The following is a 24,548-nucleotide window of genomic DNA, read 5'->3' on the forward strand; positions in this document are numbered from 1 at the left end:
TTGTCCCGAAAATGATCAATCGGCAACAGAAACATTAATGACTAAGAAAATGAAGTACGGATTTTTTGATGATGAAAGAAGAGAGTATGTAATTACTCAGCCCAATACCCCATTTCCATGGATCAATTATTTAGGTAACGAGGATTTTTTCTCCTTGGTTTCAAATACAGCAGGAGGTTACAGTTTTTATAAGGATGCCAAGTTTCGTCGCTTGAACAGGTATCGTTACAACAATGTGCCAATGGATAACGGTGGACGTTATTTCTATATCAAGGACAATGACACAATTTGGTCGCCAGGGTGGAAACCTGTAAAGACAGAATTGGACAAGTATGAGTGTCGTCATGGTTTGAGTTATACTAAGATTACAGGTGAAAAAAATGGACTGGAGTCAGAAGTTACTCTTTTCATTCCACTTGGGAATTGGTGCGAAATTCAGAAAATGAAATTGACCAACAAGAGTGAAGAAGTTAAAAAGTTTAAGCTTTTCTCTTACAATGAGTGGTGTTTGTGGAATGCCGAGGATGATCAAAACAATCTTCAGCGTAACCTTTCTACCGGAGAAGTTGAGATTGATGGCTCTACATTGTACCACAAAACAGAATACAAGGAACGTAGAAATCACTTTGCGTTTTATCATGTAAATGCCGATATCGATGGTTATGATACCGACCGCGAATCATTCATGGGATTGTATAATGAAGCTTCAGGACCACAGGCTGTTTTAGATGGAGCTCCTCGCAATTCAGAAGCCCACGGATGGTCTCCAATTGCATCTCATTATTTCGAGATTGAGTTGCAGCCAGGAGAAAGTAAAGATTTGATTTTTGTTTTGGGATACGTTGAAAATGCAGAAGACGACAAGTGGGAGAGCAAAGGCGTTATCAATAAAACAAAAGCAAAGGCACAGATTGCCAAATTTGATACAGTTGAAAAGGTAGATGCTGCCCTGGCAGAACTGGCTGCTTACTGGGAAAACCTATTGAGTATTATTACGCTGGATCACGAGGATGATAAGTTGAACCGAATGGTAAACATCTGGAACCAGTACCAGTGTATGGTTACCTTTAACATGTCTCGTTCTGCATCTTTCTTCGAGGTAGGTATCGGACGTGGTATGGGATTCCGTGATTCAAACCAGGATTTAATCGGATTTGTACACCAGGTTCCTGAACGTGCCCGTGAGAGAATCATCGATATTGCTTCTACTCAGTTTCCTGATGGAGGATGTTACCACCAGTATCAGCCACTTACCAAAAGAGGTAACGATGCCATTGGTGGAGGATTTAACGATGATCCAATGTGGTTGATTTTAGGAACTGTTAGCTATATCAAGGAAAGTGGTGATTTCTCAATTCTTGATGAAATGGTACCATTTGATAATGATGAAAGCCTGGCTCAGCCATTGTTTAATCACCTAACGGTTTCTTTCGATCATGTGATTAACAACTTAGGACCAAATGGGCTGCCATTGATCGGAAGAGCTGACTGGAACGACTGTTTGAACTTAAACTGTTTCTCAACCAATCCGAATGAATCTTTCCAAACAACTGAGAACAACACCGAAGGTTCGAAAGCAGAATCATTGATGATTGCAGGTTTGTTTGTTGTTTATGGAAACGATTATATCGATTTGTGTAAGCAACTGGGCAAAACAGAAGAAGCCGGGCGTGCACAGAAAGCTGTGGATGCAATGAAAGAAGCTGTTAAAGCCAAAGGTTGGGATGGAGAATGGTTCCTTCGCGCCTACGATTTTCATGGAAACAAAGTAGGATCTGACGAAAATGAAGAAGGAAAGATCTTTATTGAATCTCAGGGATGGTGCTCCATGGCTGAAATCGGAATCGAAGAAGGCATGGTAGAGAAATCATTAAATAGTGTAAAGGAAAGATTGAATACACCTTACGGTATTGTATTGAATAATCCTGCTTTCAGCAAGTATATGATTGAATATGGCGAAATCTCAACTTATCCTGCCGGATACAAGGAGAATGCCGGAATTTTCTGTCACAACAACCCATGGATTATTATCGGGGAAACCAAAATTGGTCGCGGTAAGGAAGCATGGAATTACTTCAAGCAAATCTGTCCTTCTTATTTAGAGGAAGTTCAGGAACTTCATAAGGTAGAGCCTTATGTGTATTGCCAGATGATTGCAGGTAAGGATGCTTACAAACCAGGTGAAGGTAAAAACAGCTGGTTGTCAGGTACAGCCGCATGGAATTTCTATGCAGTTGTTCAATATATCCTGGGAATACAGCCAGACTATAATGGAATAAAAATAGATCCTTGTATTCCTGAAGAATGGAAAACCTATACTGTAAACCGTAAGTTCAGAGGTGCAAATTATCAGATTGAAGTGGTAAATCCTGAGGGTGTTTCCAAAGGAGTTAAAGAGCTTTGGTTGAATGATCAGAAATTGGATGCCAATATCGTTCCTGTAATGGATAAAGGAACCTGTAATAAGGTGAAAGTTGTTATGGGATAAAAGCAAGAACAAAATCAATGCTTAGTAATAATTAACTATACAGTGGATAGCCCGGCTTGCGACAGACAATTAATCTGCCTCAGGTTCGGGCTATTGAAATACAATATAGACAAGACTTTTTAACCAAACGAAATTCGATGAATAACGAAAAGATACATATCAAAGAAAAGATTGGATACGGTTTAGGGGATACGGCCTCAAACCTGTTCTTTCAATCCTTCATGCTGTTTCTTCTGTATTTTTATACAGATGTATTCGGTATTCCTGCTGCGGCAGCAGGAACCATGTTTCTGGTAACCAGAATCTGGGATTCGGTAAACGATCCTTTAATGGGAATTTTATCAGACAGAACCAACACCAAGTGGGGAAAGTTTCGACCATATATTCTGTGGTTGGCCATTCCATTTGGAATTATCGGAGTGCTAACATTTACGACTCCTGATTGGTCTGTAGCCAGTAAAATTGTATATGCATACATTACCTATACACTAATGATGATGGTGTATACAGCTATCAATATTCCTTACTCTGCCTTGATGGGAGTGGTTTCATCCAACCCTATTCAGCGTACAAGCTTTTCTCAGTACCGATTTATTTTTGCTTTTGCCGGGGCTTTTATTGTGCAGGGGATTACTCTTCCTTTGGTTCAACAATTTGGAGGAAACGATGATTCCGTTGTAATCGCAGAGCAGGTTCAGAATGAAATTGTGATCACTGAAAAAGGAACCGGAACATCTAAAATTGAATTGGAAGCTACCCTACCTGGCGAAGAACCGGTTGAAGGAAAAATATCACTTTGTGTACTTACTCCTGAAATGTTTGCTGAGGCAGATACTACAAGTGGACTACTGACTTTGCAGAAGGGATTTGAAAAGAGAAGCGTATCCGTGACCGATTATATGGAAGGCGTGGATTTGAGCAAGGCTCAACTGAAAGTAAGTGTTGTGAATGAACGCAAAGGTTTTATGTGGGCCATGGTGGTTATGGCTACCCTGGCGGTGATCATGTTCCTGATTACTTTTGCGACTACCAAAGAGAGAGTTCAGCCTGCGAAAGAGCAAAAAACATCACTTAAAGATGACATCAAAGATTTGGCAGCCAACAAGCCATGGTGGATTTTGTTTGTGCTGGGAATCTTTACCTTATCCTACGTTTCCGTTCGAAATGGTGCCATCATGTATTACTTTAAATACTATGTGGGGAATGATGCCCTGGCCTCAGGCTTTATGATTGCAGGTACCATTGCAACCATTGCATCTATCACCTTAACGGAGTGGTTGTCGAAAACCTTCGGGAAAAAGAGAGCCTACATCTATAGCATGATCCTTACCAGTGTCTTAACCGTTGCCTTCTATTTTGTTGGCAAGGACGATATTGTAGCAATGTTTGTATTACAGGTATTGATCAGTTTCGTATTTGGGCCAACCGCACCTTTGGTGTTTGCCATGTATACCGATGCGGCAGACTATTCAGAGTGGAAAACCGGGCGAAGAGCTACAGGACTGGTAATGTCGGCATCAACCATGGCACAAAAGTTTGGATGGACCATTGGAGGAGCATTGGCAGGATGGTTATTGGCTGCATTTGGTTTCAAGGCCAATGTAGAGCAAGCCGAAGGAGCTTTAACAGGAATTCAATTGATGATGAGTTTGATTCCTGCTGCGGGAAGTGTGCTGGCAGCCATCTTTATGCTGTTCTACAAGCTGGATGAGAAATTTTTGGGCGAAGTAGAACAGGAGTTGAAGTTAAGAAGAGTAAAGGCCTAATTTTTAATTGTAAATTGAATAGGGGCTGCAAGGCGTAGAGGTTTTGTTATTTGGTAGAGTACATTTTGTAGTGGTGTACTCGATTTGGCAGCCCCTCATTCATTTGAATTAGTTCGAACTTGAAAAGTTGAATTGCATGAATAAGAGAGTAATTATATCGATAGGAATTTTCCTGCTGGCAGCTTTGTCTGTCATGAGTCAGACAATTGAACCTTTACAATCTGTTAAGACAAAGCAGAAGTTGCTTGCTTTCACATTTGATGATGGACCCAATCCGCAGACTACTGCTGAAATCATGAACTTGTTTGAGAAAGCAGAAGGAAAAGCCACTTTCTTTACCATTGGGAAAAACCTGTCGAAGCATACGGCCTTAGCCAAAGAGGTATTGCAAAGAGGGCACGAAATAGGCAACCATAGCATGACGCACAAGCGTCCGTTGGAAACTACCACGGAAGATGAATCGATGCTGGAGATAAAAGGCTTTCAGGAGATGATACAAAAAGAATTGGGATACTCACCAAGCTTGTATCGTGCCCCTTTTCTAAAGTATGATATGCTGAATAGTGATAGTTTGGAATCTCTTGGCTTGAAAGCGGTGAATGCTTCCGTTTATGCCAGGGATGCAAAGAAAGATGTACCGGTTGAGGGAATCGTAAAACGAATCATGGAAGGAGTTCATTCAGGGGCGATTGTTCTTTGCCATGAGAGACAACATACCATCAAAGCATTGAAACAAGTACTTCCTCAGTTAAAATCAGAGGGATATCAGTTTGTCACCGTATCGCAATTGCTGTCTTCGGGTGAAGAAAATTCCATAGCAGCCAATCATCCGCTGATTGAGATTAAAGGAAGTAAATATCATTACATCAAGAATGGAGTGATGGTATTTCCTCGTCATTCAGCCAGCTTATTGGCAATGTCGAAAACCAAAAGCAAGTTTAGTCCTGTAAAAGCACAAACAAACACGGGTGTTATTGTGTCCTTTAAAACGGCCAGTCCCAAAGTAAAAATCAACTTTAAAGTATTGGAAGGAGACAATCGAGGACCTGTTTTCGGAATCTACCAAAATAAGGAGTTTGTAAAAGTCGCCAAGTTTGGAAAAAAGGATGGACCCTTATTGTCATTTGATATAGAATCTGCGCATAAAGCTAAAGAAGTTAGCTATGAAATCAGTCTTCCGAACTGGTCCAATGTAGGTCTTGTAAATATTGAACTGGAAGAAGGACATCACTTGGAAGAAATCAAATCGGAAGAGAAACCTGTTTATGTGGCTTACGGAAATTCCATTACCCATGGTACCGGTCAGCAGGCAAGTCATCAAAGCTATCCTTTTATACTGTCCCGTGAAATGAACTGGGATTTGTATAACCTGGCAGTAGGAGGAGGGAAAACTTCTGTGCCTATGGCTGAAATGATCAGGGATGACTTTTCCCATATCGATTACATGACCATCCTGATTGGATACAATGATTATAATGGAGAGGGAATATCAGCGAAAGCGTACAGCAAAAGATTGGAGAATTTCCTGAAAACCCTACGAGAAAAGCACAGCCTTACCAAATTGTTCTGTATAACACCAACCCACACAAAAACTTTGCGCAGTAAAAAGAGTGGGGAGAGTATAGGTGAATTTAGAAAGAGTATGACTCAGGTGGTGAAAGAGTTTCAACAGAATGGCGATCAGAATATTTTCCTAATCAGGGGAGAAGAGATTTCCAAACTCGAAGACCTGAAAGATGCCGTTCACTTTAATGTGGAAGGTGCCAAAAGCTTTGGCGAGAAACTATCAATAGAATTAAAGAAGAGACTAGCTACTAATAACTAGAGATTGAAGAAAATGAAGTACGGATATTTTGACGATAAGAATAAAGAATATGTAGTGGAACGACCGGATACTCCGGCATCATGGACCAACTACCTTGGAGATACAAACTACGGAGCGATTATAACCAATAATGCCGGAGGATACAGCTTTTACAAATCAGCAGCTCAGGGGCGCTTTACCCGATTGCGTTTCAACTCAGTTCCTATGGATCAGGCAGGGCGTTACCTGTATTTTCACGACAAGGATTCCAAAGATTTTTGGTCAGCTTCATGGCAGCCAGTTGGAAAGTCGCTGGAGCAATTTAAAACCGAGTGCCGACACGGAACTGCTTACACAAAAATTAGTTCGGAATACAAAGATATCGCTTCGGAAGTAAGTTACTTTGTTCCCAGGGGAAAGGCTTACGAAGCATGGATGGTGAAGCTTACCAATAAGGGCAAGGAGACAAGAAACTTAAGAGCTTTTCCGTTTGTAGAGTATGCCTGTAACTGGAATGCAGGGGATGATTTGGGCAACCTTCAGTACACGCAGTACATCGCAAACATGTCGGTTGTTGATGGCATTATCGATCATGGATCGAATATCAACATGCCTGAAATGCCTGAGGATTTTCAGCAGAAGGATCAGCAGCGCCATACTTTCTTTGCCATGGTAGGTGCAGAGGTTTCAGGTTATGATACCGATAGGGATGTATTTATAGGCAGATACAATGGCTATGGTAATCCTGAGGTTGTTCAAAAAGGGGAATGCGCAGGCTCACTGGCCGAAGGAGGAAATCCTTGTGGGGTTTTACAAACAGACATTTGTTTGCAGCCAGGAGAATCTGTTGAGTTCGCCATTGTCATGGGAATTGGTAGTGCACAAAAAGAAGGTGCTGAGGTAAAAGAGAAATATGCAGACCTATCGATTCTGAAAAATGAATTGGAAGAGTTAAAGAACTACTGGCACAGCCGTTTGGAAGTAATGCAAGTTGAAACTCCTGATGCTGATGTTAACAGCATGCTGAACGTTTGGAGTCCATACAATTGTCAGATTACCTATGCATGGTCAAGAGCTGCCAGTTTAGTATATGCTGGAGTTCGTGATGGTTTAGGTTATCGTGATTCAGTGCAGGATATGTTGGGCGTGATGCATTCGGTTCCCGAAGAGGCAGGAGAACGTCTGGAGCTATTGATCACAGGTCAGGCTTCAACCGGAGGAGCGATGCCAGTAGTGAAGCCATTCGCACACAAACCAGGACAGGAGAAAGAACCTGAGGCAAATGAATACCGTTCAGACGATTGTTTGTGGTTGTTCAATGCCATTCCTGAATATGTAAATGAAACCGGGAATTTTGATTTCTACCTAAAAGAACTACCCTATGCCGATAAGGGGAAAGATTCTGTACTTGGACATTTAAGAAGAGCCATTGAGTTTAACCTGGAGCGTTCAGGAGCCCATGGTATTCCTTGTGGATTGGCTGCCGACTGGAATGACTGTCTGGTTTTAGGCTATAAGGGTGAATCAGTTTTTGTAGCCTTCCAGTTACGATATGGTTTGGCAAAATACATGGAGATTGCTGGTAAGCTTGGCTTGGAAAGTGAAGTGGAATGGGCAGAACAGGAGTTAAGAATTTTGGATAAGAGCCTGGAAGAGAATTGCTGGGATGAGGACAGATATGTTCGTGCCTTTAGCGATAAAGGATTCCGTTTTGGAGCCAAAGAGAATGAAGAAGGTAATATTTTCATGAATCCACAGGTTTGGGCTGTGATTAGTGGTCATGCCAATAGGGAAAAAGCCGAAAAGGCAATGAATGTTGTTCACGACGATTTGTATACCGATTATGGTATCATGTTGTGTGCTCCACCATTCGAAAAATCAGATTTTGATATCGTTCGTGCCGTATTGTTCAACCCTGGAATGAAAGAGAATGCTGGGATTTTCAACCATACGCAAGGTTGGGGAGTGATGGCTGAAAGTATGCTGGGAAATGGAAACAGAGCATACAAGTATTACAAGAGCTACTTGCCAGCTGCCTATAACGACAAGGCAGAAATCAGAGAGATAGAGCCTTATGTATATGCACAATCAACACATAGTGTTTACAGCAAGCGATTTGGTTCTTCTCGTTTGCCATGGTTGAGTGGAACAGCTACCTGGGCCTATTATGCAGCAACGCGTTACCTTTTGGGAATTCGTCCTGAAATTGATGGATTGACAGTAGATCCTTGTATTCCGGATTCATGGGAAGGCTTTAAAGTGCTTAGAAATTTCAGAGGTGCGGTTTATAACATCTCTGTTTCAAACCCTAATCGTGTGATGAAAGGGATTGCCTGCCTAAAAATAAACGGTGAAATTATTGAAGGAAACAAGCTACCTGTTGGCGAAGAAGGCAAAGAATATCAGGTGGAAGTAATTATGGGATAATCTTACAAATAAATAAGTATGAGACAAAAAATTCTTATTCTAATAGCTGCTCTGTTTGTATGCGGAGAAGCCCTGGCAAAAGCTCCGGTTAGGAAACACGGAAAATTAAAAGTGGTTGGTCGTCAGTTGTGCGATGAAAATGGTAGTGTTGTTCAAATCAAGGGGATGAGTTCCCATGGTTTGTATTGGTTTGCACACTGTATGAACAGAAGTTCTATGGAAGTTTTGGCCAAAAACTGGAAGGTTGATGCAGTGCGATTCGCTTTGTATCCAAAGAACTATAAAGACAATCCGGCCTATTATACCAGGCAAGTTGATGAGTTGGTTGAAATAGCGGAAGAATTGGGGCTGTATTGTATTATCGACTGGCATGCTATGGATTCAGGAAATCCGAATAAAGTGCTGGATGATGCGAAAGTGTTCTGGGAGCACATGTCGAAAACCCATGCAGGCAAGGAGCATGTGATTTATGAGATTTGTAACGAACCCAATAAAACAACCTGGGAAGAGGTGAAGAAATATGCAAATGTGATTATTCCATTGATTCGTAAAAACGATAAGGAAACCGTTATTCTGGTAGGAACACCTGATTGGAGTTCAAATCTTGCAGCGGCGGCTAAGGATCCTTTGAATTTTGAGAATATCATGTATACTTTCCATTTTTATGCCAAGAGTCACAAAAACAGGAAGGCATTTATCGAGGCCATTCAACAAATTCCGGTATTCGTTTCGGAATGGGGTACCAGTAGCTACAATGGAGATGATGGAAATGATTACGAGAGTGCCAAAATCTGGTTGGATATTCTGGCAGGAAACAATCCGGAGCAGCTTAAAATTAGTTGGATGAACTGGAATTTGAGTGACAAACCAGAAGCTTCATCGGTATTTAAACCAGGAAGCGGTGTACGTCAGGAATGGGATCAGTTGACTGAGACCGGGGAGTGGATTAAAAAGCAGTTTGGGAGATAGCAGCTATCAGCTATCAGCAGTCAGCGTTCAGTCTTTAGTTGTTTACTAAAAATCATTTACTAAAATTTCGAAGAATCGGATTGAGTTTTATGACTGAGATTTTTCTTTTAGCTGATAGCTTGTAGCTGACCGCTGATCGCTATAAAAACACCATTTTAGAGATTAAATTAGACTTAGATCGAATACACTATAACTAAGACCATGAAGAAGCATATCATAAAAAAAGGAATAGGTCTGGCAATGGTAGTAATGCCATTACTAGGGCAAGCACAGGAAAAGAAAAATGTTCTTTTCATTGCTGTGGATGATTTGAAACCTGTTTTGGGATGCTATGGTGCGGAGCAAATGAAGACTCCCAATATAGATCAACTGGCAAAGCAAGGGGTTGTTTTTATGAATAATCATTGTCAGCAGGCAGTATGTGCTCCATCCAGAGCTAGTTTGCTAACAGGAGTTCGTCCCGATAGTACCAGGGTGTGGGATTTGAAAACGAAGATCAGAGATAAGAATCCTGATATTTTGACTTTGCCACAGTATTTTAAAAATCAGGGATACACAACTACAGGAGTGGGTAAGATTTACGATCGCCGCAGTGTAGATGCAAAACACGACAAGCTTTCCTGGAGTGAGGAATTTGCCTTTAGTGGTGATGAAAAATACAAGAATACAGAACTTGGGGAAGAAGTTCTGGGTCATTATCAGTCTGCAGAAACAAAGGATAAAGTAGCTTTCTATACTGCAGAAGGGAAAAAGAAGAATAAAAAAAGAGGTGCTTTAAACAAGTATGTGATGAAGCACATTAAACCTTCAACCGAATGTGTGGATGTTCCTGATAACGCTTACACTGATGGTGTACTTGCTTTATCAGCAGTTGAAAGGTTGGAGAGGTTATCGAAAGAGGAACAGCCTTTCTTTTTAGCGGTTGGTTTTAAGAAACCGCACTTGCCATTTGTGGCTCCTAAAAAGTATTGGGATTTGTACGACAGAAATGAGCTTCCTTTGGCAGCTTATCAGAAGTTTTCTAAAAACGGGCCAAAAATCGCTTATCACAAATCAGGAGAAATTCAGTCGTATAGCGATATTCCTAAATTGAAGTCTTTCTCAGATATTGGACCAGATCTACTTCCTGAAGAGAAACAAAGGGAATTGATTCATGGCTACTATGCATCGGTTTCCTATATGGATGCACAGGTGGGAAAAGTGTTGCAAGCCTTGGATTCACTTGGCTTACGAGAGAGTACCATAATTGTATTGTGGGGCGATCATGGTTGGCATTTGGGGGATCATGGCCTGTGGTGCAAGCATTCCAACTTTGAACAGGCAACACGTTCTCCTTTGATTTTTTCAGCACCTGAGGCACAGAAAGGAACAAAAGTGAATGCTCCATCGGAGTTTGTAGATATTTTTCCAACACTTTGTGAGCTTTCAGGTATCGAAGAGCCGGAACATTTAGCTGGAACCAGCCTTGTGCCTTTACTTAGAGGAGAGAAGAAATCTGTAAAGGAATACTCGGTAAGTCAGTTCCGAAGAGGAAAAGCAATGGGCTATGCATTCCGTACCGAGAGATATCGTTACGTGCTTTGGATGGGAGAAAACTTTAGAACGACACAAGCTTTCAATAAAGATTTGATCGTAGGGGAAGAACTTTACGATTATCAAAAAGATGAATTGGAAACCCGTAACCTGCTTGGGAATAAAGAATACAAAAAAGTGTATGAGCAAATGAAAGCTACCAGTGTTGATTTTTTCCAGGCTCAATTCAAAAGATAGTTTAACCAGACAAGAAATACGATAAGACATGAATCGAAAATTGATGTACTGCCTGTCTCTGTCTCTTTTTTTTCTATGTGCCTGTGGAAGCTCTTCCATTGTTGAGGAGGTAACAGAGACGATTGACGAGAATGTAGATGATGGAAATACCGACGACGATAATGATGAATCATCGGAAGAGGACCGGATTGAAGGAGTGCTTTATCCGGATGAATTGGTACAAATGATGGGAAAGGGCTTCGATGTTGCCTGGTCCGAATTCAACAAATACATTGAAAATCATGATGAGCTAAAAGTAATTGATATTGCCGGGGCAGGTTTTACAATGGTGAGAATTCGTGTGAATAAACCAGCTACGGATGAGCTGTTTTCGCATTTGGATGAACAGATTGATCAGTGTTTGAAGCATGGCTTGATTCCTGTATTGGCTTTCCATGGACATGATGCTGAAGATGGAGAGGACATGGAACAGGCAAAGCAAGTTACAGTTGATTGGTGGCGTACTGTTGCGGAGCGATACAAGGACTATTCCGATTTGCTTGTGTTCAACCTCTTTGTTGAACTGAATGGCAATTTGAAAAAAGACCATCAGCTTTTGAATGAGTTTTATGCTGATATCATTCCGGCAATTCGGGAATCAAATCCTTATCGAATTCTAATTGTTCCACCGGTTGGTTTATCAAAACCTGCCAATTTGCAATACATTCAATTGCCGGATGAAACGGACCCTTTTATTATGATGGAATGGCACTGCTATGCTGCCGGGCCGGCTTTGGAAGGGAACAAGCAATGGACCACAGGAACTCCTGAAGAGCGCCAATTGGTGCTTGATCATTTTGAGGCTGCCAAGGAATACATGAAAGCAACTGGCCGCTCTACCTGGCTGGGAGCCTGGATGGCTGGGAACTACAACAAGGGAAATGAGTACGATATTCCTGCTCAGGTGCAGTTTGCTACCTTTTTTGTTCGTGAATTGGCAAAGATAGAAGTGCCTTGGTGTATCAATACCGATGATAAGTTTTACGACTACCTGAACCTTAGGTGGTATCCGGAAGGAGAATATGGTGGAATTCCGGTACGTGATGTCATATTGGATACAGAAAAAGTTGCTCTCTATTCCGGCGAGGGATACCAGGGTGAAAGCTTGCGTTTAAGTCCTGGCGAGTACGATGAGGATGAATTGCAGGCAATGGACTTTGACAATAACATTTCATCAATTATGGTCCCTTGGGGATTTAAAGTGATTGCATATACCGGGAAAGGATTTGCTGGAACTGCGCATGAATATACAAGGACAACACGCAGTTTTAGCAGTGAATTGGAGAATACAATTTCTTCATTGAAGATTATCGATTTGGAAACATACGATTAATCGAACTCAGATTTTTAGATTGGCTAGTCAGCCCGCTGATTTCTTAATTGGAATGGCGGGCTGTTTTTTTTCGAATTGACAGGTGAGAATAATAGAGAACTTAGTTGCCCCTTGATTCAAATCGTTGTAAATTAATGAGAACAAAAATGAATTAAAAAGAATCAAAGATGACTGAATATGCTAACCCCAATGACCTGGTGTTCTATGTGAAATATCATATCAAGCCGGAATTTACAAATGAGTTTCAGGAACGATTAATGGGTGTTGTTGAAAACATGACTCAGGAAGATAGTTTTGTGAGTGCTTTTGTGCACCAGTATGCCGAAAGTGAAGGGCGTTTTTCCATGTATGAACGATGGACGGATTCTTCGAAGGATGCTTTTATGACCTATCAAATGGAAGGAAAAGATTATCGAAAAGAATATGAGAAGCGACTGCCTTTGATAAGCGAAACTCCCAGAAAGATTCACTTGTTAAAACCATTGGCCTATTGGATTAGTGCAAATGTAAAGCCATCAGAAAATGATTTGATCTTCTATGTGAATTTCCACATTAAGCCGGATAAGCTTGAGGAGTGGAAGCAAGCAGCTTTGCAGGTACTCAATAAAATGGCCGAAGAAGACGCCTTTGTAAGTACTTTTCTCCATCAGGATGCAGAAGATCCTTCCCGATTTACCATTTATGAACGATGGAACGAAGCAAGTATGGAGGATTTTGAAAAGAACCACCTGAATGCAAAAGAATATCGACAGGTATATGAAAACATGCTACCAGATCTGATGCAAAGTATGCGAACTTTTCGAATACTGGAGCCTTTAGGAAGTTGGATAGGGAAATAGCAGTGAATTGAACCATTCATACCGCCTGACTGAACGGAAAATCTACTATTACTATTATTTCTATTGGTAATTTAGTACCAGCTTTATTGGCTGGTGTTGTTCGTATTTTTCACAGCTTGTATTTCGATTTTGAAATATAGTATGTAGTTTTACGCGACAAAGAAACACTTCCCGGTAATAGCCTACACATACATTAAAAAATCATACTCCTTCGCAAGTAAATGCGGGAGGTGATAAAATATGAATACAAAAGAAGACTCTGTACTATACAGAAGTTTCTGACGATAGAATAGTAGATGAAATGATTAAAAAACAACTAAACTCAGTTTTGATTAAGCCTTCGGGACCAGATTGTAATTTAGGCTGTACCTATTGCTTTTATTTGGAAAAGGCGGGTCTTTATCACCAACAGAAGGTTCACCGTATGGATGAGGAAACCCTGGAGATGCTAATCCGCCAGGTTATGGAACAATCAGGACCGGAAGTGTCATTTGGATGGCAGGGAGGAGAACCTACCTTAATGGGACTGGACTTTTTCAGGAAAGTGATTGAACTTCAACAGAAATACGGAAACGGGAAAACTGTTGGGAATGGTTTGCAAACCAACGGCTTATTGTTGAATGAAGAGTGGGCCGAATTCCTAAAAGAGTACAATTGGCTGGTAGGTTTATCATTGGATGGACCACAACACATTCACGATCATTATCGTCTTACTCCAAATGGGAAACCAAGTTGGGAGATTGTGTCGAAAAATGCCAAAATGTTATTGGACAAGGGAGTGGCTACAAATGTACTGAGCTGTTTGACCGATCATTCAGCGGATCATATCGAAGAGATCTACAATTATCACAAGGAAATGGGCTTCGATTTTATGCAGTTCATTCCTATTGTTGAGACAGATAAGGAGAACCCCAGGGCGGCTGCATCTTTTTCGCTTTCGCCTGAAAAGTACGGAGAAGTACTTTGTAAGCTTTGGGATCTTTGGATCAATGATTTCCAAAATGGAATCCCTACTACATCGGTTCGTCATTTCGATTCGCTTTTCCACACCTATGTGGGAATACCAGCACCAGAATGTACACTGCAGAAAGAGTGTGGAGTATATACGGTAATCGAGCACAACGGCGATGTATATGCTTGTGATTTCTTTGTGGAACCTCAGTGGAAATTGGGAAACATCAAGCAAGGGAAAATCATCAACATGCTAAACTCCAAAAAGCAGCATCAGTTTGGTTGCATGAAAGCCAAATTGCCGCGTAAATGTAAGAGCTGTAGTTACCTGAAACACTGTTTTGGAGGTTGTACAAAAGACAGAATCAAAGATCCTATGGACAATGGAATGCCGCGTTTCTGTACTTCATACAAAATGTTCTTTGCTCATGCCCACACCCAACTTCAGGAGATGGGAAGAAACTGGATTGCCCAGCAAATGCAGATGCAGAGAGAAATGGAAGCTCAGCAAAGCGGAGGAACCTACAATGCTTTCAATGACTTTGTGAAAAAATCTTAGTATTGATTTGTCATCGGGTGGCCTAAGCCCAATCAAATGCTTGTTGGAAGATCTCCGGCAAATCATACACAAATACAGAGAGTCTAAAAAATAGAAGAATGCCGATTCTAAAAATCAGAATCGGCATTCTTTCTTATATAAGATTTAATGGAAAAATATACTTGTTTGCTTTATATGTAAAATGTTTTAGTAATTTTATTGACTGTGTAACTGATAAAACAAAGAATAAAAGAAAAATAAATACAGCTTGATAAGCTAACAAATAAGTTGCCATTCATTGCGGAGTGGACTCAAGTTTTAAAAATATCTAAATGAATAAAAAAGAAAAACTACTTGCATTGATCCCAGCTTTATGGGCAAGTTTATTTGACACAGTTATAACGATTTTAGGTCAATCGAATGATTATTGGAATGGAAATTTAAATATGGCGAACGAAGGAAATCCCATTGGAAACTTTATGATGAAAAACCATGTTTCGGGAATATTTATCGTTTGTGGACTTTGGATGATCTTGATCGGAATCTTAGGCTACTATCTACCTAGAAAAGTATCTAGAATTTTCCTGTTATTTGTTTTGATAGCACATAGTTGGGGAGCTTCAAGTTGGATTTCAATGAAATTTGGATTTTGGCCAATAATGGTCTTTATTTTATTTAATGCAATTCTGTTTTGTAAAATTGAAGATATTATTAGTAAAAAAAATAGAGCTATGGTAATTTGAACTGGAATCCCCCTAGCTGGCGCGAGTTTGTAACTCGTGTCTTGCAAAATCAATAACACACAAATCCAGTATTAAAAATTACAAAGGCAGCAAATGACTACAGTTTCTGCTAAAGCAAAGTAGAGATACAAGCTCGCACTAGCAGGCGAACGTTGTAGTATATTAAAGATTGAAAATGGGAATAATAATAGTAATCTTAATTGGAGCAATCATTTTGATTTTGTTTCAAAGAAATTTTAAAATACAAACGTTTCAAACTTTCAGTGAATCTGCTGGAGAAGATACTAACGAATCAAGCTCAATATTTTTTCACGAAGATGATTACAAACAAGTGGAAATTGTTCCTTCCGAGAATTTCGGTGAATTGATAAAACAAGCAGAAAACGTTCAAGACTTTGCAGAGAAACATTTCGACGGGGGTGCTTTTACTGATATAATGATCAGAGAAGAAAATGGATTTAAATTGAAAAACCGTGGAATTAAACCCAGAGAGCTTGATTTGATTTTGTTAGACTTGCCTATAAATAAATATACTGAGGTTTCAACAGGAATTAGACCAGGAGAAATGAATAGCGAAAACACTTATGGATATGGGGAAAACTATAACGGAATATTCTTTGATTTCGAATTTGATTCTGTAACTGGAATTTGGATTGTAGGATCGCCAGAAGTAAAAAACAAAGAGTTCGTTCAAGTTTTAAATAATATCGGAAATAAATGGAACTTATTGCTAATGGATTGGAACTCTCTTGAACTGATTGATTTAAAAGACAAGGAACAGATTGAAAATTATTTAAATTAATATGTACTACCCCCTTGCTGCCGCGAGCTTTTAGCTCGTGTCTTGCGAATGCAAATACATTAATAAAATCCTTGAAAACACTATTATATGAATAAGAAAATATTAAAGGTCATAGGAATTATTGTATCCATTGTAGTGGTACTTTTCTTTCTAGATGCTGTTTTAGGAGAGTTTATAACAGGTTGGAATCATCCAAAATAAATTGACCTAGAGAAAAGATCTCTTTAAATATACTTGCAAGCTATTTACGAGCTTCAAATCCTTAGGCACGCAAGATGAAAATATCAGTTGATATACTTTAAAATATCAATTAATATCTGAGTATATATCAAGTGGTATTATGTGGTATATCAATTGATATACGCAGTGTCTATGCCAGGGGATCAAGAGTTTGTAATGCACTGTCTAAAGGGTCTGAAAGGGTAGACTGTAGCAGGACATCATCTCCCTGTGGTGCTGGTAGCGAACTACAATGCGAAAGCGGGCCTCACCGGCAGGCATATCTTCGGGAAGTAAAACCATAAGACTGGAAGCATTTTTATGGCTGATCATTTGAAGCTTAATTGCTTCCTCTTCACTTTCAAGATACACGCCAACCTGCTCATCATCTTTGGGAAATCGAAAGTTGCTGCCTTTAATTTCCACAACTAGTAAAGCTTTTAACTCCTTTAATTCTTCGTTGGTGTGTTTGTTAATTAGTTGATGGATAGAAGGTTTTTTGGGACTCTTGTGTGTTTTTTGAAGCTTTATCTCTTTGCCCAAATCCTTTAGTGATTTGCCCGGAGATGTGGTAAAACACAATTGGTGCTGCCTGGGATTAAAATAATCACTGGAATTGAGAAACTGTCCCCTGATGCTTGGCTTTATTTTCACAAAAGGAAGGTTCACGGTGTAGCCTTCCTTAAGAGAACTTTCGATTGCATGGTTCAGCTCCATGAGAACTCCTTTTGCTTCGGATCTTGTTATGCCTGATCCTGGAAAACAGATGCGATCTACAATGCCTTCAAGGTCTACACTTCCGATGCTTTGAACCTTGGCAAGGTAACTATTCTTTAATCCGGTTTTAAGTTTGTTGGGATTAAGAGCATATTTTATAGTCATAATTTTAGGATTTATTGATAAAGATAAAAGATTTATCATTTGATAGCAATGGGATGTAAACGGATGTTTGGGCAGGCTGCAAAAGATTGATGGTCCAGGGAGTTGGGAGAGGAGAAAATTGTTAAAACCCATATGCGCCCTCATGAACATGGCTTATGAAGCTGAACCGCTAAAAATGGCAGGGCTGATTTTGCCTGTTCTTTGTGCGAATTCCATAAGGAAAAGAAAGATAGGGAGATAGCGCCAGTCCGTGAGCTCAAAACCCCCATGGCGGGCAATAATAAACTCCTCATTATTGTGGATTCAACCACTTTCAAAGCATCAATATTTTCCCGATGCTCAGTTTTTTTATCCAATTTGCAACTACAGTTAAGTGTTAGATTTAGATGCGTTATTTTACTAAAAACAACATGCTGTTATGGCCTAAGTTGGTAGCTGGGCTATAAAATGAAGTATTGGTGAAAAGGGCAATAAATTAAATATGGTTCTATATGGAATATAGTGGGTAACTAAATCAATCATTACTAGAAAAATTATCCTATGATTCTTTAATTTAACTTTGTTTTGCTCGAGCCGCATGGCTCATCCTTTTTCCATTGATGAAAAAGGATGCAAAAAATCTAGGGCGCGTAAGCTCAAACTATTTATACTTGAAAAATTTAAGTGCGGCGGGGTGATCTTCGAACAAGTTCTCAGCTTCCCCGTCTTACTAAAAATTTTTCTGCGTCTAATCAGCTTGACCTTCCAATGCCCACTTTGGAGAATGGAACAAGGTAGGTAGATAATAATGAATTTAAAGAATTACCCACTCCAAATCATGCAGAGCCAGAGATATTTATTGTTCTTCTCACTTTTCTTTTAATAGGAAAGATTGTTACATCATGACAAAGACATTTGGGAAGAGAGTGAGTAAAGGAATTTATATTGGCCTGTTATTTTGGTTCTTGATTGCTCACATGCCGGGAGCAGGGGCGCAAGGCAAATCGTCAAACGCAAAGCCAAATTTTATATTCATACTGGTAGACGACCTGGGATGGGCCGATTTGGCCTGTTATGGATCGGATTTTTATGAGACGCCAAACCTCGATAATCTGGCAGCTGAGGGAGTACGTTTTAGCAATGCCTACGCATCGAGTCCGGTATGTTCTCCAAGCAGGGCAAGCATTTTAGCGGGGAAATATCCTGCCCGTCTTGATCTTACCGACTGGATACCGGGAAGGCAGGCTACACATCGGCCAGGTAAAGGGCAAAAGCTATTGTGCCAGGATTTTGCTGAAGAAATGAAGCTGGAGGAATACAGCATTGCCGAGGCCTTAAAAGATCATGATTACCATACCTTTTTTGCGGGCAAGTGGCACATTGGAGAGGATTCGATTTATTGGCCCGAGCACCAGGGCTTCGATATAAATAAGGGGGGATGGAAAGCCGGATCGCCCAAGGGAGGATATTTTAGTCCCTATGTAAACCCTCGTTTAAAAAGCGGACCCGATGGGGAATACCTTACCGATAGATTAACCAATGAAGCCATCCATTTTTTGAATGAAAGCAAAGAACAGCCCTTCTTTTTGTACCTGTCCTATTACACGGTTCACAACCCATTGAATGCAAAGCCTGAAACCATTGAAAAATATCGCAAAAAGGCGAGCAAACTAAAAGCGCCTCAGAAGGAAAAATTTGTGGACCGATCGGAATGGAAACAGGTATTGGGAAAAGGAAATTTTAGAGAGCGAATGGTTCAGGATCATGCGGTTTATGCAGCCATGATTGAGCATATGGATGAGAATGTTGGCAGGCTGCTGCAGGAGGTAAAGGACTTGAAATTGGATGAGAATACCATAGTAATTTTCACATCGGATAATGGAGGCTTGTCCACATCCGAAGGTTCTCCCACTTCCAATCTGCCTTTGCGTGCCGGGAAAGGCTGGTTGTACGAGGGCGGCATTCGTGAGCCATTGATTATCAAATGGCCGGGAGTGGCCAAGGGGGGAAGTGTGAACCACAGCCCTGTGATTGCTACCGATTTTTATCCGAGCATTTTGGAAATGGCCGGAATTGAAGCTATCCCTCAGCAGCATACCGATGGACTAAGCCTGGTTTCCATGCTGAAAGGAGATGAGGAATTTTCTCGCGATGAGCTGTACTGGCACTATCCGCATTACTCGAACCAGGGAGGTCGTCCAGCAGGAGCAGTGCGAAAGGGAAAATACAAGTTGATTGAGTTTTATGAGGATATGCAGGTAGAATTGTATGATCTGGACAATGATATTGGTGAGCAATCAGATTTGTCTGGTAAAAAACCGCAGCTGGTGAAAGATTTAAGAAAGAAATTAAAGGATTGGCGCAAGTCGGTGAAGGCTAAAATGCCACATCAGAATCCTCATTATCAACCATAGAGAATAACAAATGTAAGGGGAAGGATGCATGGTTTGAAAAAGGATTGCATTCGTTTACCTGTTGGCTCTAAGTGGATGGGTTTGAAAGGGGTTGTTTCTTGTTGCGAAGGAGACAGCCACTTTTTGTTACAGCCAATTTGAAATAAGGATGAATTGCATAAATTGGTATCCTCTGTAAGCTTTGTTATTATTAAAAGTATTAATTTGAACCCATAACCAAAATTCTCTTACCCATTGGAGAATACAGACCGAAAATTTGTGAAACTATGAGAGCATTTCTTTTCTTATTATTGTTGTTGATTGCAGAACAGCTTCGTTGCGAAAACGAGGTGGTTCGATATTTAACTGTGGAAGATGGGCTAACTCAGAATGAGATTACCGGAATTGTTCACGACTCAAAGGGCTTTATGTGGTTTGCCACGCGTGGTGGTTTAAATCGTTACGATGGCTATGAGATCGTACAGTTTAAACCCAGGGTGGGAGACCCCAACAGCATATCAAATCCTTCTATCGAATGTTTGTATGAAGATTCGAAGGGAAGATTTTGGATAGGAACAAAATCAGGAGGGGTGGACATGTATGATCCCAGTAGTGGGAAATTCAGACATTTTAGAAACGATAGCTTGTCAAAGCCTCAGATTGGCGACAATCGCATTGTTTCCATTTTTGAGCAAAGCAATGGGAACATTTGGTTTGGAGGCTGGACCGGGGGAATAAGCATCTGGAATTCGCAGACCGATTCAATTCAGTATCATTTTGAGAACCATAAGATTTCGGCCATAAAAAGTGATGGTAGGGGGAATATATGGATAGGAACCAATCGGGGAGTATATCAATATAAGATAGAAGAGAAGAAGTTTGAGAAACTCAAAATGGGTGCATATAACCGATCGGATATTAATGATCTGGTAATTGATTCGAAGAGAAATGTACTGTGGATTACTGCCTGGGATAAGGGCTTGATCAGGCACGACTTGCATAGTGGGAAAACGAAGGGATATTTGCCCGGGGATGATTCTGAATTGAAGAAAAGGTTCAACCGAAATTCCTATTCCATACTTCTTGATTCCAAGGGAATGGTGCACATGGGAACATGGGGAGGCGGTCTGTTTCGCTTCGATCCGGATTCGGAACAGTTTAGCAAGCAAGTTCTGAAACCTCAGATGCTTGGTGAGTTGAATACCGATTACGATATTGTTCTTAAGATCATAGAGGATAAAACAGGTACCATTTGGGTAGGTACCGATGGTGGAGGAGTATGTCGTTTGAGTGAGCAACCTCCGTTTCAGGGGATTTCGGTGTACAATGAAAGAAGAACAGGCATTGAAAATTACCACATGCTGTCCTTGCTGGAAGATAAAAGCGGAAAGCTATGGCTGGGCACCAAAGGGGGTGGACTATACCTGTCGAATGACAGGAATAATTTTATAGAGATTAAGCCCAACGATCCTAAGAATGTTGGTCCAGATTACAAGGTGATCAAGTGCATGTGGGAGGCTGCAGATGGAAAAATGTGGGTAGGAAGTAATTTTGGTTTGCATGAGATCATAAGCAGAAATGGAAATTACTACTTGTCCAATTACGCCGAAACAGCAAATCTGCAAATCAGAAAAATCTTATCCATACATGAAAAAGATGGTCTTTTAATGCTGGGAACACAGCAGCAAGGCTTATGGGTTGGAGAAAAGCTAAATACCAAGGAGGAAAACTGGAAGCAGTATTCTACAGGCGCAAACTCTATCCTGCGGAATGAGAGAATTTCTTTTATCCGTACCGATAGTAAGAAGCGCACATGGATTGGAACCTACAAGGGAGTTTATTTTTTCGACGAGAAGCCAGGGAATTTTTCAGAGCTGAAGCTGGCAGGGAACAACCAGCTGAGTAGCGATATTATCTTGTGCTGGTGTCAGTTGGATGAGACAACTTATTTGTTGGGTACTCCAAGTGGATTGAACCTTCTTTCTGAAGGAAACACAGGTGAATTTCAGGTAGAGCATTTCTATCAAAAGGAGGGTTTGCCCGATGACTATATTCACGCAATAGTATCAGATGAAAACAGGCATTTGTGGATTAGCACCAATAGTGGAATCTCCAGGTTTAATCCTGACAGCAAATCATTTAGCAATTACGATGTAAGTGATGGTTTGCAAGGGAGGAGTTTTTCAGAGGATTGTGCGTTTAAAAATTCCAATGGAGAGATCTTTTTTGGGGGAGCCAGTGGAATCAACTATTTCCATCCTGAAAATATAAAAGACAATACTGTACTGCCCAATCCGGCCATTATTGGTTTGGAAATGCACAACAAAAGGGTAATGGCAGGCGAGGAGTTGCATGGCAGAAATATTCTCGAAAAAAATATCAGCTATACCGAGGAGTTGGAGTTAACGCACCGGGAAGGTGAATTCTCGCTGACTTTTGCTGCCCTGGCCTACGATGCACCTGAACGAAATAAATATGCATATCGTCTTTTGAACTACGATACAAGATGGAATTATTCAGGAAGCAACAGAACCGTTACATACAACCAGCTAAGGGCAGGGAAGTATGTGTTTGAAGTAAAGGCATCCAACAATCACAATGTATGGAATGAGAAACCTGTACGATTGCACATCAAAGTGATACCCGCTCCTTGGAAGTCCTGGTGGGCCATTGTAATCTATATCCTTATTGCTTTGGGACTGGTGGCACTAATCAGGTGGGTAGCGGTTCGTCAGAGCAGGATGGCTCATCGCCTGGAGATGGAGAGCATGAAGCTCGATCAGGTGAACGAGTTGAATGAAATGAAACTGCGATTCTTCACCAACATTTCCCACGAATTCCGTACACCGCTGACACTGATTTTAGCTCCTGTTCAGGAACTGCTAAAGGGAGAGGACCTTCCATCCCTTGGACGAAAAAAGCTAAAGGTAATCGAACAGAACTCTAAAAAACTATTGGGACTGGTAGGGCAATTGCTCGACTTTAGAAAAGCAGAAACCGGTAAGATGAAAATACTGGTTCGCAAACTGGACCTGATCAAATTCCTGAACCAGGAAATTAAAGCATTTCGATCCTTGGCCGAAAGTAAGAATGTAGAGTTGTCTTTTGAACATGAAGTCAGTCAGCTGACCCTTTGGTTCGATCCTGAGAAAATTGGGATTGTTCTGAATAACCTGCTCTCCAATGCCTTCAAGTATGTTTCGGAGGAAGGACATATCGCTGTAAAAGTGAAGCGGGAAGAAGAGAAAGTGAGTATACAGGTTTGCGACAATGGTCAGGGAATTCCTGAAAGCGATCTGAAACGAATTTTTGACCGCTTCTACCAGGTAGAAAGCAATCTGAATCGCTCAAGAGGTGGTTCCGGAATTGGCCTGGCCCTTTCGAAGAGGATCGTGGAGTTGCACCAGGGAGTGCTTGCGGTAAGAAGTACCAGAAATGTGGAAACTGTATTTACCATAGAACTGCTGTTAGGGAAAGAGCAGTATGAAGAAAACCAGCTTGAAGTGATATCAGAAGCGCAAGAACCTATGGGAGAATTTGTGCAGCCTGCTGTAGATGTGCCTGCACCCAAAAGACAGGTGAAGAAAGAGAAGGGAGAAAGAGATGTCATTTTAATTGTAGAAGATCAGGAAGATATCAACAATTATATTGCGGATATGTTGGGAGAAGACTATGATGTCATTCAAAAATTTGATGGAATAGAGGGATATGCCAATGCCATGCAGAGCATACCGGATATCATTATTTCGGATGTGATGATGCCGGGAATGGATGGATTTGAGCTGTGTGAGAAGATTAAAAAAGAGGAAAGAACGGCTCATATTCCAATAATACTGCTGACGGCAAAAACAGCCGATCAGTTTAAAATTAAAGGATTGACAACAGGTGCCGATGCCTATCTGACGAAACCTTTCAATCCTGAAGAGTTAAAGACAAGAGTCTATTCTTTGCTGAAAAACAGGAAGATGTTGAAAGAATCCTTCAGCAAGAAAGTGAAATTGGAACCTACCGACATAGAAATCTCATCCTATGAGGAAGACTTCTTAAACAAAGCCGTACAAATTGTAGAAAAACAAATGCACGAAGCCGATTTTAATACAGAAGTACTGGCCTCTTCTCTAAACATGAGCAGCTCCACCCTGTATCGAAAATTAAAACAACTTACAGGGATGTCAACCAGTATTTTTATTAGAACGATTCGTTTAAAAAGAGCAGCTCAATTGTTGGCAGATCCACAAAAAACGATTGCAGAAATTTCGGTGCAGGTTGGTATTTCTGACTTGAAATATTTCCGCAAATGTTTTCGGGAATTATTTGGTAGTTCGCCATCCGACTATAGGCAAAATATTGAAAAACAATAGATAAGTATGATTGAGTGAAGGTTTAGCCCTTCGCACTTGCAATAAATAACCCCTTTAAAATAGATTGATTTCCCCCTTGTTGATGAAGTATTAGATTCTAAAAAGGGGCGTTTTTCAGAGATCTTGCAAGTAGAAATTATTTGTAAGGAAAATGAATAAATCAAACTCTTTTACAGGTCAGAAAAGTGAATCGAGAAAGCTTAAGCTACTTAATTTTATTGCGTACATCTTTTTGATCGCAATTC

General features: G+C 40.6%; 14 protein-coding genes. 13 read left to right on the plus strand and 1 reads right to left on the minus strand.

From position 1 onward, the window contains the following. The first annotated feature begins 49 nt into the window (after nt 1–49). The 11 genes from NQ163_RS03865 (at nt 50) to NQ163_RS03915 (ending at nt 16,469) form a co-directional block, all read left to right on the plus strand. On the plus strand, nt 50–2,488 hold the full coding sequence (locus tag NQ163_RS03865; protein ID WP_268188970.1) for a GH36-type glycosyl hydrolase domain-containing protein: 2,439 nt from the start codon (nt 50–52) through the stop codon (nt 2,486–2,488). 137 nt (nt 2,489–2,625) lie between these two features. Further along, a complete protein-coding gene (locus NQ163_RS03870) occupies nt 2,626–4,254 on the plus strand; it encodes an MFS transporter (protein WP_268188971.1) in 1,629 nt (542 codons plus the stop codon). Nucleotides 4,255–4,390: 136 nt separating this feature from the next. Continuing rightward, entirely contained in the window at nt 4,391–6,079 is a 1,689-nt protein-coding gene (locus NQ163_RS03875) for a polysaccharide deacetylase family protein (protein WP_268188972.1), read from the plus strand. Nucleotides 6,080–6,091: 12 nt separating this feature from the next. Then, a complete protein-coding gene (locus tag NQ163_RS03880) occupies nt 6,092–8,485 on the plus strand; it encodes a GH36-type glycosyl hydrolase domain-containing protein (protein ID WP_268188973.1) in 2,394 nt (797 codons plus the stop codon). Between the two features lie 18 nt (nt 8,486–8,503). Next, nucleotides 8,504–9,454, plus strand: a complete 951-nt coding sequence (locus tag NQ163_RS03885; protein ID WP_268188974.1) for a glycoside hydrolase family 5 protein — start codon at nt 8,504–8,506, stop codon at nt 9,452–9,454. 201 nt (nt 9,455–9,655) lie between these two features. Continuing rightward, the gene (locus NQ163_RS03890) at nt 9,656–11,224 is read left to right on the plus strand and encodes a sulfatase (protein ID WP_268188975.1); all 1,569 of its coding nucleotides are present in this window, start codon (nt 9,656–9,658) and stop codon (nt 11,222–11,224) included. Nucleotides 11,225–11,252: 28 nt separating this feature from the next. Next, nucleotides 11,253–12,596 carry a cellulase family glycosylhydrolase gene (locus NQ163_RS03895; protein ID WP_268188976.1) on the plus strand — a complete coding sequence of 448 codons (1,344 nt, stop codon included), beginning with the start codon at nt 11,253–11,255 and terminating at the stop codon, nt 12,594–12,596. A 167-nt stretch (nt 12,597–12,763) separates the two neighbouring features. Then, the gene (locus NQ163_RS03900; RefSeq protein WP_268188977.1) at nt 12,764–13,435 is read left to right on the plus strand and encodes a putative quinol monooxygenase; all 672 of its coding nucleotides are present in this window, start codon (nt 12,764–12,766) and stop codon (nt 13,433–13,435) included. 301 nt (nt 13,436–13,736) lie between these two features. Continuing rightward, entirely contained in the window at nt 13,737–14,945 is a 1,209-nt protein-coding gene (locus tag NQ163_RS03905; RefSeq protein WP_268188978.1) for an anaerobic sulfatase maturase, read from the plus strand. Between the two features lie 311 nt (nt 14,946–15,256). After that, nucleotides 15,257–15,667, plus strand: coding sequence for a hypothetical protein (locus NQ163_RS03910; protein ID WP_268188979.1), 411 nt, complete (start codon nt 15,257–15,259; stop codon nt 15,665–15,667). A 169-nt stretch (nt 15,668–15,836) separates the two neighbouring features. Continuing rightward, nucleotides 15,837–16,469, plus strand: a complete 633-nt coding sequence (locus NQ163_RS03915; protein WP_268188980.1) for a hypothetical protein — start codon at nt 15,837–15,839, stop codon at nt 16,467–16,469. Between the two features lie 405 nt (nt 16,470–16,874). Here NQ163_RS03915 and NQ163_RS03920 read toward each other — a convergent pair whose 3' ends face one another. Then, nucleotides 16,875–17,570 (minus strand): DNA-binding domain-containing protein, encoded by a 696-nt coding sequence (locus NQ163_RS03920; RefSeq protein ID WP_268188981.1) that lies wholly within the window; start codon nt 17,568–17,570, stop codon nt 16,875–16,877. A gap of 881 nt (nt 17,571–18,451) precedes the next feature. Here NQ163_RS03920 and NQ163_RS03925 point away from each other — a divergent pair. Both NQ163_RS03925 and NQ163_RS03930 read left to right on the plus strand, forming a co-directional pair. Beyond that, the gene (locus NQ163_RS03925; RefSeq protein ID WP_268188982.1) at nt 18,452–19,963 is read left to right on the plus strand and encodes a sulfatase; all 1,512 of its coding nucleotides are present in this window, start codon (nt 18,452–18,454) and stop codon (nt 19,961–19,963) included. A 266-nt stretch (nt 19,964–20,229) separates the two neighbouring features. Then, nucleotides 20,230–24,303 carry a hybrid sensor histidine kinase/response regulator transcription factor gene (locus NQ163_RS03930; protein ID WP_268188983.1) on the plus strand — a complete coding sequence of 1,358 codons (4,074 nt, stop codon included), beginning with the start codon at nt 20,230–20,232 and terminating at the stop codon, nt 24,301–24,303. Nucleotides 24,304–24,548: the final 245 nt, after the last annotated feature.

Origin of the sequence: Marinifilum sp. D737 (assembly GCF_026672275.1) — a bacterium.
GTDB lineage: Bacteria > Bacteroidota > Bacteroidia > Bacteroidales > Marinifilaceae > Marinifilum.